Origin of the sequence: Pseudomonas sp. GD03862 (assembly GCF_029840855.1) — a bacterium.
Lineage (GTDB): Bacteria > Pseudomonadota > Gammaproteobacteria > Pseudomonadales > Pseudomonadaceae > Aquipseudomonas > Aquipseudomonas alloputida.
Window position 1 is genome coordinate 179,185 of the sequence record NZ_JAOCDI010000002.1, and the last position, 16,310, is coordinate 195,494.

A 16,310-nucleotide genomic window follows, 5' to 3' on the forward strand; every position below is an offset into this window, starting at 1 on the left:
CCACCACTCCTCTACTTCGAGCAGGCTGAGAGCTTTTCCGTTACAACTCCCCCCTCAGTGGCGATCTGACGAGCACGCCCAACGCCCCAGGCCAAAGCTCTGGTCATCGACTCACCTGGTCTTGAGTCAAACGCCTCTTCATGAAGAGCACTTCCAGCCGGCGCGTAGACGCCGATGAACATCTGGGTAGTGCCTGTGCGGGACAATCTGACCTGAACATCAACCATGGTGCCGTCGTCGAGAATTTCGTCATGGGTACGATGGTGAAGCGTTGGGTCGGCCCAGTCCCAATATGCCGGTCCTCGAATTCTCATAATTCCTCCGTTCCAGCTGTTCTGCTTTAGGTCGTGAAAAACAACATAGCGAACCTAACCATAGAGACAACTAAAACGACCGAAACTGAGAACTCGTTCCGACAATTGGCCAAAAACTATACATATTTACGATTTTGTATAATTTTCGCCGAAGTTCTTACACGTCATCCCGGATAGTCACGGCAAAATCGCTCCACTCTTGAAACGCCTTACGCTGAGCTTCGAGATCCTCCTCCCAGCAAATTTTACCCCCGTGGCTGTAGGCCACTCGATTCATCAATGCAGCAGTCGATTTATCGAGCTCCTTCAACAATTGATAAGCACGATATCTCTGGTCGGCGTTCAGCATCTTGTTTTCTCTCGCGGCGCCCGCAGCCCACTCTCTGTTGAGCATGGCTTGCTGGCCGTCTGCTATCTAGACCCTTCAGTAACCAATTTTATTCCCAGCACACGCTGAAATCAGCAGCGTAAGGAGAAGTCATGCCTGAAGAAATCAAGCTAATCCAACGTGTGGCCGTCGAACGAGGCAAAGACAGCCAGGCGGCTCAGCCATGACCCGCCTCGCCCTCTGCCTCCTGCTGCTGGCCACCGGCGCCAGCGCAAACGAGCGCTACATCGACGTGCAGCACGACGCCCGCCGCGGCGTCACCTGCTACATCCTCAACGAGTCGGCGATCAGCTGCATCCCCGACAGCCAGCTGCAGGCCGGCAACGAGCGCCAGCTCTCCCCGCACGAAACACAACCCGAACCTACACCCGCACTGGCGCCTGGGCGCTGGATTGATGAGAGGTATCAGCTGTGACCGAACTGGAAGAACTGCTGCTCGCCGCAAAGGCCGCTGGGATTGAAGTAGAGCCGTGCACCTGCAGCGATCCGAAATGGCCGCTGCGCATCAAGGGCCAGTCGGGCACCCGGGCACATTGGAACCCTCACATCAACGACGGCGACGCATTCAAGCTGGCCATTGACCTGGGCATCCAGATCCACATTGAAGGGTCCGGCGAGTCTGAGGCCGTCTGGGCTGATGACACCATGATCTGGGTGGACAGCGAATATGCCCAAGGTGATCGCAGAAAGGCTGCACGCACTGCCATCGTCAGCGTTGCCGCCCAGCGCGGGGAGAAGATGCCATGACCGACCTGATCGAAGTGAAGACGGCAGACCTGCTCGGCGAGGCTCTGGGGTGGACTGTCGGCAAGGCCGAGGGGCTGGATGTGTATTTGGAGCCGCCTGGGTACAACGGCGTGCCATGGCGGGTGTTCGCCCGGTACCGGGGCGAGGCCATCGAGCACACCAAACGCTACAACCCGTGGGAAGACTGGGCGCTGGGCGGGAAGTTGATCGAGAAGTACCAGGTTTCGCTGTCGCCACCGACAAGCGCCGTGCACCGCAACTTCGGCTACATGGACAAGCGCAACGGTTACTACGAGTCGGGCCTTTGGAGCAGCACGATCTTTGGCAAAGAGCGAAGGCACCGGCGCACCGCGTTCCACCATACCGACAACCCTCTGACCGTAGCCATGCGGGCGATCGCCCAGTTCGAGCTCGGCGATATCGTCCAAGTGCCCAAGGAGCTGATCCCATGCCCAGCATGATCAAGGTTTCAACCTGCGACCTTGCCGGCAAGGCGCTGCTCTGGGCCGTCGAGCTGGTGGACGGTCCGGTGCCAGCGGCGGCTGGCCAGCTGCAACTGTCACTGGGCGACCAGGTCATCGACGACGCAACCGGCGAGCACCTGATCCAGAAGCATGGCATGTGGATCGAGCGCGGGTACAGCTGGCCCTGGCTGGCCTGCGTGTCAGGTCACCCTCTCGACCGCCAGCCCGGCGATACCCGGGCAGAAGCTGCAGCCCGGGCCGTCGTGCACCATGCCCGTGGCGAAACCATCAACGTGCCGAAGGAGCTATGCCAATGATCCTGCCCCTGATGTACATGGCCTACCTGATCTACAGGGGGCCGCGATGAGCAACATCTTCGGAATCACCGATGAGGAGTGCTTCGAGATCATGCGGGCGGCCGACGAGGCGCTGATCCAGTACCAACTGGATCAGCAGGCGCGCAACGCCCCTGTGCTGGAAATGGTAAAGGCGCTGGTTGGTGATGAGGTGTTCGCCCAGGTAGAGGAAGAGATTGAAGCGGCCGAGAACACCTACGACTACGTGATCATCGATGAGCCGGCCGGCGCCCCTCAGGACAATGGATTTGCCCTCGGTGACGTGTACGTCGATCAGGAGTGCGGCATGTCCGGCGATGACTTCTCCGGCACCGTAGCCATCCCCCTGCCTGACGGCCGCTATTTCCAATTCGCCTTCAACTGCTAACCCCTCCCCCTACAACTCAAGCCCGCCGACATGCGCGGGCATGGAAAACTATTGCCATGACGAAAGAAGAACTGGCCGCCCAACTGAACGGCCTCGAATACCCGACCCGCATCCCCGGCGCGCTGATCGTCGCAGCACAGAGCGCTGGACTGGTGATCCTCTGCGGAGCCAGCGACGACCTGATGGAATTCTACGGCGCCCGGCGTGAGGAGATCGGCTGCTACGACGGTGGCACCGCATTCGTCGATGCAGATGGCGTCCTGCCTGATCGCGATTGCCTGGATGGCGATGAGGAGCTCGCCGAGTACGTGCAGCGACAGAAGTCGGCCAAATCGATCGAGGCCCTGTGGTGTAAGGAGGACGGCTACAGCTGGACCTATAAAACCGAGATCCCGCACGCCACCTTCGAAGTCGTGGAAGACGAAGAGCCATATTGCCGCGGGATCGTTTTCGCCCTGGCTGACCTGGCCTAACCACCAACCTGCCGCCACCGGCAGCGTGGAGACCATCCATGAACCTGATCGACTGCTACGTCACGAAGATCCTCGGCGAGCCGTACCGCAAGTTCGGCCACTGGTGGGTATCCGTGGAATACACGGCCGAGGGCTGGCCTGGAACCAAAGAACTCATGTTTCGAACCGAGGAAGCCGCCCGGGCGGCGCAGGTCGGATATCACTTCACGGCCTGAACGGCATGGAGAAAGACATGGCGAATGCCACAGCAGCAAAGCCCTCAAGCATTCAGCCACGGTTCATCCGGTTCGGCGATGCGCCTGGGTATCTCGGTATGTGCCGGGATGAGTTCAACAAGACGGTCAGGCCGAACGTGCGGGAATTCCCCATCGGAAAACAGGGCGTGGCCTTTGACCGCCAGGAGCTTGATGAGTGGGCGGACGCCTACATCGAAGCCAAGGCGATTGAAAAAGCCACCGGACAGGACAACAATCGGCCCCGCAGCGAGCGCCGAGGAGATGATACATGGCGCGAAAAACGATCACCGGCCTCTACGAGAAGGGCGGTGTCTGGCAAATCGACAAAGTCTACAAAGGGGAGCGAATTCGAGAGAGTACTGGAACTGGTGACCGGGAAGAAGCAGAGCAGTACTTGATCCACAAGCTCGAGCAGATGCGTCAACGGAAGGTGTACGGCGTTCGGCAGGTGCACACCTGGGAGGAGGCGGCAATGCGCTACCTCCTTGAGGTCAAGGATCAACCCTCCATTCACCTGACTGCCTTGTGCATGAAGCAGCTTCACCCGTACCTGGGCCACCTGCCGCTGACGCACATCGATGACCAGGCGCTTGAGCCGTTTATCAGGGATCGGCAGACAGAAAAGGTTCTGCCGGATGGGACCATTGAAAAGGCCGTGAGCAACCGGACGATCAACATCGCCATCGAGCGCGCGGTCCGGGTTTTGACGTTATGCGCCAGGAAGTGGCGAGACGACGATCGCCGGCCATGGCTGGACAGTGTGCCCATGCTGAGGAAGCTCGAAGAGAAGAAGTCGAGCCGCAAGCCCTACCCAATGTCATGGGAAGAGCAGTCGATCCTCTTCAACGAGCTGCCTGGTCACCTGCAAACGATGGCCCTGTTCAAGGTAAACACGGGCTGCCGGGAGCAAGAGGTGTGCAAGCTGAGGTGGGATTGGGAGATATCGGTGCCGGAACTGGGAACCAGTGTTTTCCTGATCCCTGCTGACTTCGGCGGGAGACACGCCCGGTCGGGCGTAAAGAATGGCGACGAGCGTCTGGTGGTGCTGAACAACGTGGCCAAGTCGATCATTGAAAGGCAGCGCGGGATCAGCAAGGAATGGGTATTCCCATACAACGGCACCGCGATGCACCGGATGAACGACTCGGCCTGGAAGAAGGCACGGGTGAGAGCGGCGAAACTCTGGCAGGAGGAAAACCTTCGCCCCGCTCACCCTGGATATGCCTCGATCAGGATTCACGACTTGAAGCACACCTTCGGTCGACGACTGCGGGCAGCAGGCGTTACTGAAGAGGATCGGAAGTCACTGCTCGGGCACAAGAACGGCAGCATCACCAGCCACTACTCCGGCGCTGAGCTGGGCAAGCTGATTGAGGCTGCGAACATGGTATCAACAACTGACTCTCGCGGGCCGGTGTTGACGATCTTGAAGAGGAAAATCGGATGAAGTCCCGAAAAACTCCCCACATGCAAAAACGACAAAGCCACCCTAAGGTGGCTAAGTCGTTGAAATATATGGTCGGGACGGAGTGATTCGAACACTCGACCCCTTGCACCCCATGCGCATTTTACGTGGTTCTTCATGGATGTGAATGGCCATCCTTGGCAGGCCAAAACCCAGTAAAATCGGGCACTACAGCCCCGATCGCCTTCCACCTCGATCCGCCGGAATCCACCGAAAGCCGAGTCACTCGGTGGGGTAAAAGTGGGGTAAAATTCAAGGTAACCGGTTCGAGCATCGGGGTGATGCATGGCCAAGCTGACTGCAAAAAAATTGGAAGCTTTCACGGCGAACGATCACGGCACTATCTTCCGAGAAGACGGCGGGTTAGTCGCAAAAGTCCGCGCCGGTGTGCGTGGCGTAACGATACTTTTTCGTTTCGAGTTCAAGCACGAAGGTGTGAAACGCGACTTGAGCCTGGGCAGTTGGCCAAAAAAATCGCTTGCTCAGATCCGCGCCGAGCGCGATGAAGTAAAGGCCGTTACCACTAAAGGGATTCTTCCCGTAGCTGCTCGCAAGGCCGCCAACATAGAAGCTCAGGCAGCCGTAGCCGCCACCATTGCTCAAGCCGAGCGGCGCATCGCCGAAAACAAGACTGTTTCGGACCTCTTCGAAGAATGGATACGCGACGGTGTGTCTCGCGAGGATGCCAATGCAGAGCTCCGTCGGAGCTTTACCAAAGATGTACTCCCCATCATTGGGAAGAAACCACTACGTGACCTTACCGAGAAGGACCTGCTCATGGTCTTCCGTTCGGTGAAAGCCCGCGGGCTAAACCGGACTGTCGTGATTCGCAGTAACGATATCGGACAGATGCTGCGCTGGGCTGAAAAACGCAAGCCATGGCGGTCTTTAATGGTCGACGGCAACCCCGCAGACCTGATAGATGTGAAGCAACTGCTTGATCACGATTATCAGGAGGAGCGTAACCGCCTGCTCTCTCCTGACGAAATTCGCGAGTTGCGTGATATTTTCGCCCGTCTGAAGCTCGACTACGAAGCTTTGGATGCAGGCCAGAGATACTCAGGCGTCCGCCCAGTCAACAAACGTGTGCAATGTGCCGTCTGGATTTGCCTAGGTACGCTCTGCCGCATCGGTGAACTGCTGAAAGCCGAATGGAAGCACCTGGATCTCGAAAAGGGGAACTGGTTCATCCCGGCCAATGCCACCAAGGGACGTAAGGGGAAACGCCAAGATCATCACGTTTTCCTCTCCGCTTTCGCCTTAGAACAATTCAAGGTGTTGAACGCACTCACCGGACATACGCGGTTCTGCTACCCCAGCAGAGACGAAAATAGTCACGTCGACACCAAGACAATCAGCAAACTGATAGGCGACCGGCAGTGCACCCTCAAAAATCGCAGCAAACCGCTGCCTGGCCGCCACCACGATGACTCGCTGGTGCTGAGTAAAGGAACGAAAGGCGAATGGACACCGCACGACTTACGTCGCACTGGAGCGACTCTTATGCAGGAACTGGGTGTTAACCTGGACATCATCGACCGCTGTCAGAACCACCAACTCGGAGGATCAAAAGTCCGTCGGCATTATCTACATTATGATTATGCGAAAGAAAAGAGCGAAGCGTGGCGTGTCTTAGGGGAGCATCTTATAGATATTCTCTCGCGCTCGTACGAATGATCAGTGGAGCGGGAAACGATACTTGCATCGGGCTTGCGAGCTGATGAGGCAAAGGGTTTCACACACTCCCCAGAAGGGAACAACCTTGATTCTGAACTCAACCTGCTTCACTAGCAAACCAGACATGGGTAAGCGGCATTCAGTCTTGGATTTTGATCAAGACGTTATCCAAAGCTGCCAGCAGTGCCCGGCTACCACCTCCGTTATCAAAGTCAAGGAACACCTGCTCATTCAAGCCTCCCTTCGTGGAGAAATCACTGCGCAGCCCCGCGAAATCAACCCCTTCTGACTCATGTGTAAAATTGCCCAAGCTTGCAAAGAGTGGTTTCAGGTAGCCCTGCGCTTTGGCTTTGGGCATTCCCTTGGCCTGCAGCCAACTGGCGACCTGATCAAGAATGCCGAAATAGGTACCCATTAAAGCGCTCGCAACCGCCAACTGATCGAATTCAGCTTTGCTGTCGCAGCACACAGCAGTACCCAAAGCGTCAAAAAACTCGCTGACAACCGGGTCCCGCGGATAGATGGCTGTCACGCCTTCACACTGCGCAACAAACGGTAGTGGGATTGCCCTGACAATGCGCTCAACCGGGACATCTGCCCAGCGCCCAAGTGCTTGATGGTCCGTGGCGGCAATCACACTAATGATCCTGGTATTTGCAGGGATTACCAGATCTCGCAGCACCTCCTCCGCAACCTGCCAACGGATAGCCAGTACCAGAATGTCGCATGAATCTGCTACCTGCTGATTACTCCGTCCCACCGTAACCTGTTGGTATTGAGCACAAAGACGAGAGGAAACGAGTTCATTGCGGGGCGACACGATCACCGACGAGCAGGCTGATAGTGCCGATGCCATCAATCCGTGGATCATGGCTTCAGTGATAGTGCCCGTACCAATGAAGCCATAAATCATTCGCTCAACTCCTACGACACGTTCGTTATCCGCAAACTTGACTACGCCCCTCAACAGGGCCGTTTTTTAACCCGAGCACTGTTGGAACTGGAGCCTCAGCGAATATAGCTACCGCCATTGACATCCAGAGTGGCACCGTTCAGCGAAGCCTGTGAGGGCCGCAAAGTGAAGGCGACCAACTCTGCCACTTCTGAGGGACTCGCCATACGGCCAACGGGAATATCACTCACCGCCGCAGCCTCTCCATACTGAGCAACAAACTGCTCCGCCATGTCGGTGCGCACCCAACCCGGCGCGATGGCCACTGCCACCACCCCGTAACCACCCACGCTACGGGCAAGGGACTTGGTCAGATTGATCAACGCAGCCTTACTGGTGCCGTAAGGCAGAGCATCCGCAGCGTAGCCGCGTTGGGCCGCACGACTGGCCATGTTGATGATTCGTCCGCCACCATGGGAGCGGTAGTGCTGGACGGCTTCGCGACTCAGATCGGCGGCAGCGAAGAAGTTGACCTGAAACTCACGACGCCAAGCCGCACGCCACTGTGCCGAGTTGGCCTCTAGCGCAATCTCGGTGCGGATGCCGGCATTGTTCACGAGGCCGTGGATACGGCCACCGCTCAACTCGAGTGCTGCGTGCCAAAGCTGCTCTGGCCCGACCTCATCACTCAGGTCGCCCTGTACGATCCAACCATTACCGCCGATGCGCTCAAGCAATGCGCTAGCACCCTGCTCGTCCCGACTGTAATGAATGATCGGGCGTGCGCCCTCAGCCGCCAACTGTTCGACGATCGCGGCACCAATACCACCAGATGCACCGGTCACCAGTACGGTTTGTCCTGCCAGGGGGCGTGTCGGGTCACACATTAGTTATCACCTTCTTGTTTCAAGAATGGGAAATGCTGCCCGCTTCAGAAGCTCGGGCAGCATGCCAGGGAGTGCTATTTGGCAGCATTAGCCTCAATTGAAGCCTTGTCGACCAGTTGCTGGATATCACCGTTGTCGCGTCGTTGACGCAGATAGATGTTCAGCACTTCCAGGTCAGCAGGCGAAATATCGCGCCGCACACCGAACGATACGCCCTGCTTGGCCAAAGCCGGCTTGGGCAGAATCTCACGCGTCCAGGTGGGGTTGGCGAGCGCGAACAAGTGGTTGGTATCGCTGGCGTCAACCAGCACGTCCGCGCGCTTGGACATGACCGCAAGGCGAGCTTCATCCATGCCCGGCAGGCGCATGATCTTGCCGCTGCGAATCACCGAGGAAATGGCCTTGTCCTGTGCGGTACCAGACATCACGGCAAAGGTCACCTCCGGTTTGTCGAGGGCGGCAATGTCATCCTTCACATCAGCGACCTTGGGGTTGTCCTTGTTCACCAGCAGCGATACCTGGTAATCGGTGGCTGGCACGGTGAAGGCAACCGCCAGCGCACGCTCGGGAGTCTGGTTCAGCGCCATGGCCAAATCCCACTTGTTGCTTTGCAAACCGGCCACGAGGTTGTCCCAGTTGGTGTCGACGAAAGACACCTTCACCTTCAGCACCTTCTCCCCAAAATCGCGGCACAAGTCGACAAAGTAGCCGCTGTACTGACCCGTCTTAGCGTCGCGCATCACATAGGGCGCGGCCACCGCCGCACCGCAGCGCAACTCGCCTGCCTTTTGAATATCTTGCCAAACAGATGTTTCTGCAGCTTGGGCAGCGGACTGAGCCAGCAGTGCGCCACACAGGCTTGCGCCAACGAAGAGACCTTTCAGATACGACGGGACCGGAAGAACCATTTCACACCTCACTGATATTCATTGTTTTTTGGCAGGAAGGTACGGCACTTGCTGCATGCGATTTTGTGTGCATGACTGCATTCACAATAAAAACTATGGCGGAGGCTGTCAACAGCATCGCACTGTAGCAATTTAGACCTCAAAGACTCTTTTGAGTCCGGGAATGCTAAATCCTAGAGCACTTGATATCCTGGCTAGTAATAGGTGAGTATTTTAAAAACATAGCGTGAGAATAAATGGATTTAACTCAACAATGCTTTAGCCCCAAGCTTTTGTGATCTGTAGGGTCCGCGCGGGTAGCGGACCGCTGAATGGAGGTCGACCATGAGCCTGAACGATGAACTGGCACTTTTGATTCGCCAGGAAGAAACCCTCCAATTCCCACGTTTCAACGAGGAAACGGCTTGGCAACTGGGCAGTCTTCTATACCAGCAGGCAGTGGCCAAGTCTTGGCCGCTAGTGATTGATGTGAGGCGTTTCGACCGCCCCCTGTTCTTCGCCGCAAGGCCCGGCATCACCTCTGACAACCTCGCGTGGGTAGCCCGCAAGAACAACACCGTTCAGCGTTTCCTGCGCAGCTCCTATCGGATCCGCTACCAGCTGGCCTTGGAAGGCTTGGACATTAGCGAGCGTTATTTCCTTTCACCGGCCGACTACGCCAGCGTCGGTGGCGGCTTCCCAATCATCGTACGAGGCTCAGGTGTCATCGGCTCGGTAACGGTTTCCGGCCTACCTGATCGGCAAGATCACCAAATCATCGTCGACGCGCTCTGCGAGCTGCTCGGCCATACCCCAGACACTTTGGCACTGTCACCAGACTGCCCGTTCCAGAGGGCAAGCCTGCGCTAGCGCTTTTCCCCACCGCACGACGTCACTCAGTGCGTTGGGGCCTTGCCTGTTGTACGGATTAGAACGCTCCAAGAACAAATAATGAGTCTATCCATGTCAAATACATCCCTCGCTCCCGGCTTGAAGCAGCGCCACGTCACCATGCTGTCGATTGCCGGCGTCATCGGTGCAGGCCTGTTCGTCTTCTCAGGGCATGCCATCGCCAAGGCCGGTCCGGCCGTTATCCTGGCCTACATATTTACTGGCGCGCTTGTCGTGTTGGTCATGCGAATGCTGGGCGAAATGGCGGTCGCGGCACCGGATACCGGTTCGTTTTCAACCTATGCCGACCGGGCCATCGGCCCTTGGGCCGGTTTCAGCATCGGCTGGCTGTATTGGTGGTTCTGGGTACTGGCCATTCCATTGGAAGCCATTGCTGCAGCGAACATCGTCAATGCGTGGGTGCCGGCCATCGACACCTGGATCACTGCCATGGCCGTGATCGTGCTGCTGACATGCTCCAACTTCTTCAGTGTCGCCCGCTACGGTGAGTTCGAGTTCTGGTTTGGCCTGATCAAGATTGTCGCCATCATCTCCTTCATTGCGCTATGCGCAGCTGCACTGATGGGGTTGCTGCCCAATCGTGAAGTCAGCGGCATCGGGCAACTGATGGCCCAGCACGGAGGCTTCGCACCGAACGGGCTATCAGCGGTCATCGGTGCCATGCTGACAACCATGTTCAGCTTCATCGGCGCCGAAGTGGTAACCATCGCCGCCGCAGAGTCGAAGAATCCCGCACGCCAGATCACCCGCGCCACCAACTCGGTGGTATGGCGTATCTGCGTCTTCTACCTGCTGTCCATTCTGATGATTCTCTCCGTCGTACCTTGGGACGACCCTCGCCTGCCAGAAGTGGGCTCGTTCCAGCGCGCGCTGGAGATCATGAATATCCCCAACGCTAGCTTGCTGATCGACATTGTCGTCCTGCTCGCAGTCGCCAGCTGCATGAACTCCCAGGTATATACCGCTTCGCGCATGCTCTACTCGTTGGCCAAACGCGGTGATGCGCCACGACTCTACATGTACACCACCAAAGAGAACGTGCCTCTCGCCGCGGTGGTTGGTTCGACGGTGATCGGCATAGCAGCAACCTTCATCAACTATTTCGCCCCCGAGAACGTGTTCAAGTTCTTGCTTTCCACTTCCGGTGCAGTTGCACTCCTCGTCTACTTGGTCATCGCCATCTCGCAGCTGTGCCTGCGCAAGAAGATGATGGCCACAGGCAAGACGCCTGAGTTTCGCATGTGGCTGTTCCCGTGGCTGACTTGGGCAGTGATTCTGTTCATCAGTGGCGCACTGATCGGCATGTTCTTCATCCCGGCCTATCGCTCAGAGATTACAGCCACCGGGCTCTTGGCCGTGATGATCATCTGCCTCGGCCTGATCCACCAGAGAAGGACTCATGCCACAGGCGCCCAGAATCACGAACAACATGCCGCGCTGTCTGAGCGATGAGCGTGCCTGCAATGTCTACTGGAGATTCAAACGTGGTTGAGTACGTAGTTTCCCTCGATAAGCTCGGCGTCCATGATGTGGAGCATGTGGGGGGCAAGAACGCATCCCTGGGCGAGATGATCAGCAACCTCGCAGGTGCTGGTGTATCGGTGCCGGGCGGCTTTGCCACTACGGCTCAGGCGTACCGCGATTTTCTCGAGCAGAGTGGCCTGAACGACCGCATCCACGCCGCGCTTGACGCGCTCGACGTGGACGATGTCAACGCCTTGGCCAAAACCGGCGCCCAGATCCGTCAGTGGGTCATGGAAGCCGAATTCCCGGAGCGTCTGAATTCGGAAATCCGAACCGCCTTCGGCGAAATGTCCAAGGGCAACGACAACATGGCCGTGGCCGTGCGTTCCTCGGCCACCGCCGAAGACTTGCCGGACGCCTCGTTCGCCGGCCAGCAGGAAACCTTCCTCAACATCCGTGGCGTCGACAACGTAATCCGCGCGGCCAAGGAAGTGTTCGCCTCGCTGTTCAATGACCGCGCCATCGCCTACCGCGTGCACCAGGGCTTCGATCACAAGCTGGTTGCCTTGTCTGCCGGTGTGCAGCGCATGGTCCGCTCCGAAACCGGCACCGCCGGCGTCATGTTCACCCTCGACACCGAGTCGGGCTTCCGCGACGTGGTGTTCATCACCGGCGCCTATGGCTTGGGCGAAACCGTCGTACAGGGTGCGGTCAACCCAGACGAATTCTACGTGCACAAGAACACCCTGCAGGCCGGCCGCCCGGCCATCCTGCGCCGTAACCTGGGCAGCAAGGCGATCAAGATGGTCTATGGCGACGAAGCCAAGGCCGGCCGTTCGGTCAAGACCGTCGAAGTCGACCGCGCCGACCGCGCACGCTTCTGCCTGACCGATGCCGAGGTCAGCGAGCTGGCCAAGCAGGCCATGATCATCGAGCAGCACTACCAGCGCCCGATGGACATCGAGTGGGCCAAGGACGGTGACGATGGCAAGCTGTACATCGTCCAGGCCCGCCCTGAGACGGTGAAGAGCCGTTCCAGCGCCAACGTCATGGAACGCTACCTGCTCAAAGAGAAAGGCACCGTGCTGGTCGAAGGCCGCGCCATTGGCCAGCGTATCGGCGCCGGCAAGGTTCGCGTCATCAACGACGTCTCGGAAATGGACAAGGTCCAGCCGGGCGACGTGCTGGTCTCCGACATGACCGACCCGGACTGGGAGCCGGTGATGAAGCGCGCCAGCGCCATCGTCACCAACCGCGGTGGCCGTACTTGCCACGCGGCGATCATCGCCCGTGAGCTGGGTATCCCGGCGGTTGTCGGTTGCGGCAACGCGACCCAGGTGCTGAAAGACGGCCAGGGCGTGACCGTTTCCTGTGCCGAAGGCGACACTGGCTTCATCTTCGAAGGTGAGCTGGGCTTCGACATCAAGCAGAACTCGGTCGATGCCATGCCGGAACTGCCGTTCAAGATCATGATGAACGTCGGCAACCCGGACCGTGCCTTCGACTTCGCCCAGCTGCCCAACGCCGGTGTCGGTCTGGCACGCCTGGAGTTCATCATCAACCGCATGATCGGCGTGCACCCCAAGGCGCTGCTGAACTATGCGGGCCTGCCTGCCGACCTGAAAGACAGCGTCGACAAGCGCATTGCCGGCTACAACGACCCGGTCGGCTTCTATGTCGAGAAGCTGGTCGAGGGTATCAGCACCCTGGCGGCGGCCTTCTACCCGAAAAAGGTCATCGTGCGCCTGTCGGACTTCAAGTCCAACGAGTACGCCAACCTGATCGGCGGCAAGCTGTACGAGCCGGAAGAAGAAAACCCGATGCTGGGCTTCCGCGGGGCTTCGCGCTACATCAGCGAATCGTTCCGTGACTGCTTCGAACTCGAATGCCGTGCGCTGAAGCGTGTGCGCAACGAGATGGGCCTGACCAACGTTGAGATCATGGTGCCGTTCGTGCGCACCCTGGGCGAAGCCAGCCAGGTCGTCGACCTGCTTGCTGAAAACGGCCTGGCCCGCGGCGACAACGGCCTGCGCGTGATCATGATGTGCGAGCTGCCGTCCAACGCCATTCTGGCCGAAGAGTTCCTGGAGTACTTCGACGGCTTCTCGATCGGCTCCAATGACCTGACCCAGTTGACCCTGGGCCTGGACCGTGACTCGGGCATCATTGCCCACCTGTTCGACGAGCGTAACCCTGCGGTGAAAAAGCTGCTGGCCAACGCCATCCAGGCGTGCAACAAGGCCGGCAAGTACATCGGCATTTGCGGCCAGGGCCCATCGGACCACCCGGACCTGGCCAAGTGGTTGATGGAGCAGGGCATAGACAGCGTGTCCTTGAACCCGGACTCTGTGATCGAGACCTGGCTCTTCCTGGCGGATAATGAAGAACCGGAAACCATTGAGTTCCCAGCACTCGAAGCCTTGGTGGGCCTCGCCCAGCGATAACGGGTAGCAGGCAGGTTCAGCAGCACCGGGCAGGGGCAACGACAGTTGACCCCCGCCTCATTACAGTCTTGGCCTTTCAGGTCGGTCGGCACAGCGAACCCGGTTTTCACATTGCTCATTGAAACCAGTGTCTTGAAGCGCTTGACGTTGTTGCTTTGGAACAAGAGCGCCCTGGTCAATTGCGTGTAAGTAGTTTCCCTAGATAAGCTCGGGGCCCATGATCTGGCGAATGCGGGATGACAACAACGCTTTCGTCGGCGTGCAACGTATGATCCGCTTGGAAACCGGCATTGCCGGCGTCCAAGGAGGCCCCAACTCCGTGTTCTCGGAGCGTTTAGACCCATCGCCCGCAGGCTAACTGCGGGCGATGGGTTTCATCCCGTCACGTGCGGAAGCGACGCACGAGACCATCAAGTTCGTCGGACAGCCCAGCAAGGTGATGCGAGTCTTGTCGTGCCGATTGCGCCAACTCGGCCACGCGTTGTGCTTCACCATGAATATTGGAGATATGCCGGTTGATATCTTCAGCTACTTGGTGCTGCTCCTCGGCAGCCGTCGCGATCTGATTGTTCATATCTCGGATGTTATCGACCGCTGCCCTGATTTGTCCGAAGCTATCGCGGGCCATCCCAATCCGGCTCACTGACTGCGCCGACACCTCAAGACTGGCGTGCATCTGCGCGGCAACCTCGGCTGTACGCCCTGAAAGGTTACCCAGCAGGCCATCGATTTCAGCTGTCGAGTCGGCAGTGCGCTTGGCCAATGCACGCACCTCATCGGCGACCACGGCAAAACCTCGCCCCTGCTCACCTGCGCGAGCGGCTTCGATTGCAGCATTGAGTGCCAACAGGTTGGTCTGTTCGGCGATAGAGCGGATGGTACCCAAAATCGACTGGATAGAATGACTGTCGCGCTCCAGTTGCTGAATCGACTGAGCTGACTGATCAATCTCAAGGCTTAGGCGCTCGACACTCTGCACGGCAGCATCTATCTGCTGCTGTCCCACACGGGCCTGCTCCTGGCCGCTGTCGGCGGAAAGCGCGGCCTGGCTGCAGGAACGTGCCACCTCGTTAGCCGTGGCGACCATTTCATGAAATGCCGTCGACACGAGATCGACGGCTTCGCGTTGCCGATCTGCAGCGTCGGCCATTTCCGAGGAGACACGCGTGGAAGTGACTGAAGTCGAGAGTATTCTGCCGGCAGCCGTTCCGATTTGCTGAATGAGGCTGTGAATCGAGCCGAGGAACTGGTTGAACCAGCCAGCCAGTTGTGCGGTTTCGTCTCGGCCACGGATGTGCAGGCTGCGCGTCAGGTCCCCTTCTCCTTGAGCAATCTGCTCCAGGCCGTCACTGACACTGTTGATCGGCTGCACGATCATCTTGGCAAAGGCGGCGCCGACCAACGCGAACATCGCCGCTAGCGACAGCGTCATGACTGTGATCAACCAAGTCAGTTGGATCGTAGACTCCATGACCTCGGCCTTGCGAATCAGGCCTATGAAAGTCCAGCCCAGCCCTTTGGCTGGATACACATTCGCCATGTACAGATCGCCATCGATCTCGACCTCAACCAAGCCTTGTTTGACAGCCGCAAGCGCTGCATAGGCCGGCCCGAGGCTCGCAAGCTGCTTGAAGTTGTGATTGGGATCGTGGGGGTCGACCATCACGTTCCCATCATCCTCAATGAGCATCAGATACCCGCTTTCACCCAGCTTGATCTGCTTGATGATCTCAGTGAGCCCCTTGAGCGAAACGTCGATATTGATCACTCCTCCCACGCTACCCAATGCATTGGACACCGTACGCACCGTACTGACTAGAACATCATCTGCCCAACTGTAGGGGGCTGTACGTAACACTTTGCCAGGATTAGTCGTAGCCAATTGGTACCAAGGGCGTACGCGCGGGTCGTATTCGGAAAGGACCTGGCCTGCCGGCCAGGTAACATGCCCACCATCGGCCAGGCCATAGGAGATGTAGGCATAGCTGGGGTGGCTGCGCCCTAGCCGGTCAAAGACTTCCAGCAAGCGCTGATCCTGCTGGCCTGGTTCGACGCTATGACTACTTACTTTAAAATACTTATTGAGGCCACCGTCCGCGTTGGCCACTTCCGGCTGAGCCGCCAGAAGATCCACATTCTGCGCGATGCCTTCAAAGAAAATGGCCATCGCATTACTGACCTGGCGCATTTCCCGATTGCTGTTATCCAGGAAACGATCACTGGCTTCTTCTCGCAAGTTGAACGTGATCAAAATTGCCACCAAGGCGAGGGGTAGCCCCGCGATGCCGGCAAATGTCCATGTCAGTTTCTGTTTGATCTTCATCGACGCCCTCATGT

Annotated in this window: 19 protein-coding genes and 1 pseudogene; 13 read left to right on the plus strand and 7 right to left on the minus strand. The window is 58.1% G+C overall.

Annotated features, from left to right (window positions below; genetic code table 11):
• Positions 1-11 precede the first annotated feature (11 nt).
• Both N5D53_RS02370 and N5D53_RS02375 read right to left on the minus strand, forming a co-directional pair.
• Complete coding sequence (locus N5D53_RS02370) at positions 12-314, minus strand: hypothetical protein (RefSeq protein ID WP_279839633.1); 303 nt, start codon at positions 312-314, stop codon at positions 12-14.
• 157 nt (positions 315-471) lie between these two features.
• The gene (locus N5D53_RS02375) at positions 472-708 is read right to left on the minus strand and encodes a hypothetical protein (RefSeq protein ID WP_279839635.1); all 237 of its coding nucleotides are present in this window, start codon (positions 706-708) and stop codon (positions 472-474) included.
• Between the two features lie 157 nt (positions 709-865).
• On the opposite strand from N5D53_RS02375, the gene N5D53_RS02380 reads away from it, so the two are divergent.
• From N5D53_RS02380 to N5D53_RS02425, 10 genes are all read left to right on the plus strand, one after another.
• Positions 866-1,117 carry a hypothetical protein gene (locus N5D53_RS02380; RefSeq protein WP_279839637.1) on the plus strand — a complete coding sequence of 84 codons (252 nt, stop codon included), beginning with the start codon at positions 866-868 and terminating at the stop codon, positions 1,115-1,117.
• Positions 1,114-1,449, plus strand: a complete 336-nt coding sequence (locus N5D53_RS02385) for a hypothetical protein (RefSeq protein WP_279839639.1) — start codon at positions 1,114-1,116, stop codon at positions 1,447-1,449. Before N5D53_RS02380 ends, N5D53_RS02385 begins: the two co-directional genes overlap by 4 nt.
• Complete coding sequence (locus tag N5D53_RS02390) at positions 1,446-1,910, plus strand: DUF2591 domain-containing protein (protein ID WP_279839641.1); 465 nt, start codon at positions 1,446-1,448, stop codon at positions 1,908-1,910. Before N5D53_RS02385 ends, N5D53_RS02390 begins: the two co-directional genes overlap by 4 nt.
• Positions 1,898-2,230: a hypothetical protein gene (locus N5D53_RS02395; RefSeq protein ID WP_084850563.1), complete on the plus strand. Its 333-nt coding sequence runs from the start codon at positions 1,898-1,900 to the stop codon at positions 2,228-2,230. The genes N5D53_RS02390 and N5D53_RS02395 overlap by 13 nt, the downstream gene beginning before the upstream one ends.
• A gap of 46 nt (positions 2,231-2,276) precedes the next feature.
• A complete protein-coding gene (locus tag N5D53_RS02400; RefSeq protein ID WP_279839646.1) occupies positions 2,277-2,636 on the plus strand; it encodes a hypothetical protein in 360 nt (119 codons plus the stop codon).
• 56 nt (positions 2,637-2,692) lie between these two features.
• On the plus strand, positions 2,693-3,109 hold the full coding sequence (locus N5D53_RS02405) for a hypothetical protein (protein WP_012273088.1): 417 nt from the start codon (positions 2,693-2,695) through the stop codon (positions 3,107-3,109).
• A 38-nt stretch (positions 3,110-3,147) separates the two neighbouring features.
• Positions 3,148-3,324, plus strand: coding sequence for a hypothetical protein (locus N5D53_RS02410; protein ID WP_274119424.1), 177 nt, complete (start codon positions 3,148-3,150; stop codon positions 3,322-3,324).
• A 17-nt stretch (positions 3,325-3,341) separates the two neighbouring features.
• Positions 3,342-3,743 carry a hypothetical protein gene (locus N5D53_RS02415; RefSeq protein ID WP_230849534.1) on the plus strand — a complete coding sequence of 134 codons (402 nt, stop codon included), beginning with the start codon at positions 3,342-3,344 and terminating at the stop codon, positions 3,741-3,743.
• A complete protein-coding gene (locus N5D53_RS02420; RefSeq protein WP_223255154.1) occupies positions 3,665-4,792 on the plus strand; it encodes a tyrosine-type recombinase/integrase in 1,128 nt (375 codons plus the stop codon). Before N5D53_RS02415 ends, N5D53_RS02420 begins: the two co-directional genes overlap by 79 nt.
• Positions 4,793-5,095: 303 nt before the next feature.
• Positions 5,096-6,487 (plus strand): site-specific integrase, encoded by a 1,392-nt coding sequence (locus tag N5D53_RS02425; protein WP_279839651.1) that lies wholly within the window; start codon positions 5,096-5,098, stop codon positions 6,485-6,487.
• A gap of 139 nt (positions 6,488-6,626) precedes the next feature.
• Here the strand turns inward: N5D53_RS02425 and N5D53_RS02430 are convergent, their stop codons facing one another.
• The 3 genes from N5D53_RS02430 to N5D53_RS02440 form a co-directional block, all read right to left on the minus strand.
• Complete coding sequence (locus N5D53_RS02430) at positions 6,627-7,400, minus strand: pyrroline-5-carboxylate reductase (RefSeq protein ID WP_279839653.1); 774 nt, start codon at positions 7,398-7,400, stop codon at positions 6,627-6,629.
• Between the two features lie 95 nt (positions 7,401-7,495).
• The gene (locus N5D53_RS02435; protein WP_279839655.1) at positions 7,496-8,224 is read right to left on the minus strand and encodes an SDR family NAD(P)-dependent oxidoreductase; all 729 of its coding nucleotides are present in this window, start codon (positions 8,222-8,224) and stop codon (positions 7,496-7,498) included.
• Between the two features lie 116 nt (positions 8,225-8,340).
• Positions 8,341-9,024: a transporter substrate-binding domain-containing protein gene (locus N5D53_RS02440; RefSeq protein WP_347881662.1), complete on the minus strand. Its 684-nt coding sequence runs from the start codon at positions 9,022-9,024 to the stop codon at positions 8,341-8,343.
• 474 nt (positions 9,025-9,498) lie between these two features.
• Here N5D53_RS02440 and N5D53_RS02445 point away from each other — a divergent pair, with 474 nt between their 5' ends.
• The 3 genes from N5D53_RS02445 (at position 9,499) to ppsA (ending at position 13,973) form a co-directional block, all read left to right on the plus strand.
• Positions 9,499-10,023 carry a heme-degrading domain-containing protein gene (locus N5D53_RS02445; protein WP_279839659.1) on the plus strand — a complete coding sequence of 175 codons (525 nt, stop codon included), beginning with the start codon at positions 9,499-9,501 and terminating at the stop codon, positions 10,021-10,023.
• A 93-nt stretch (positions 10,024-10,116) separates the two neighbouring features.
• Positions 10,117-11,517, plus strand: coding sequence for a GABA permease (gene gabP / locus N5D53_RS02450; protein ID WP_279839660.1), 1,401 nt, complete (start codon positions 10,117-10,119; stop codon positions 11,515-11,517).
• A gap of 32 nt (positions 11,518-11,549) precedes the next feature.
• Positions 11,550-13,973 carry a phosphoenolpyruvate synthase gene (gene ppsA / locus N5D53_RS02455; RefSeq protein ID WP_279839662.1) on the plus strand — a complete coding sequence of 808 codons (2,424 nt, stop codon included), beginning with the start codon at positions 11,550-11,552 and terminating at the stop codon, positions 13,971-13,973.
• Positions 13,974-14,053: 80 nt separating this feature from the next.
• Here the strand turns inward: ppsA and N5D53_RS02460 are convergent.
• Positions 14,054-14,161: pseudogene (locus N5D53_RS02460) on the minus strand (AsnC family transcriptional regulator); the annotation flags it as partial.
• Positions 14,162-14,355: 194 nt separating this feature from the next.
• On the minus strand, positions 14,356-16,296 hold the full coding sequence (locus N5D53_RS02465; protein WP_279839664.1) for a methyl-accepting chemotaxis protein: 1,941 nt from the start codon (positions 16,294-16,296) through the stop codon (positions 14,356-14,358).
• Between the last annotated feature and the right edge of the window lie 14 nt (positions 16,297-16,310).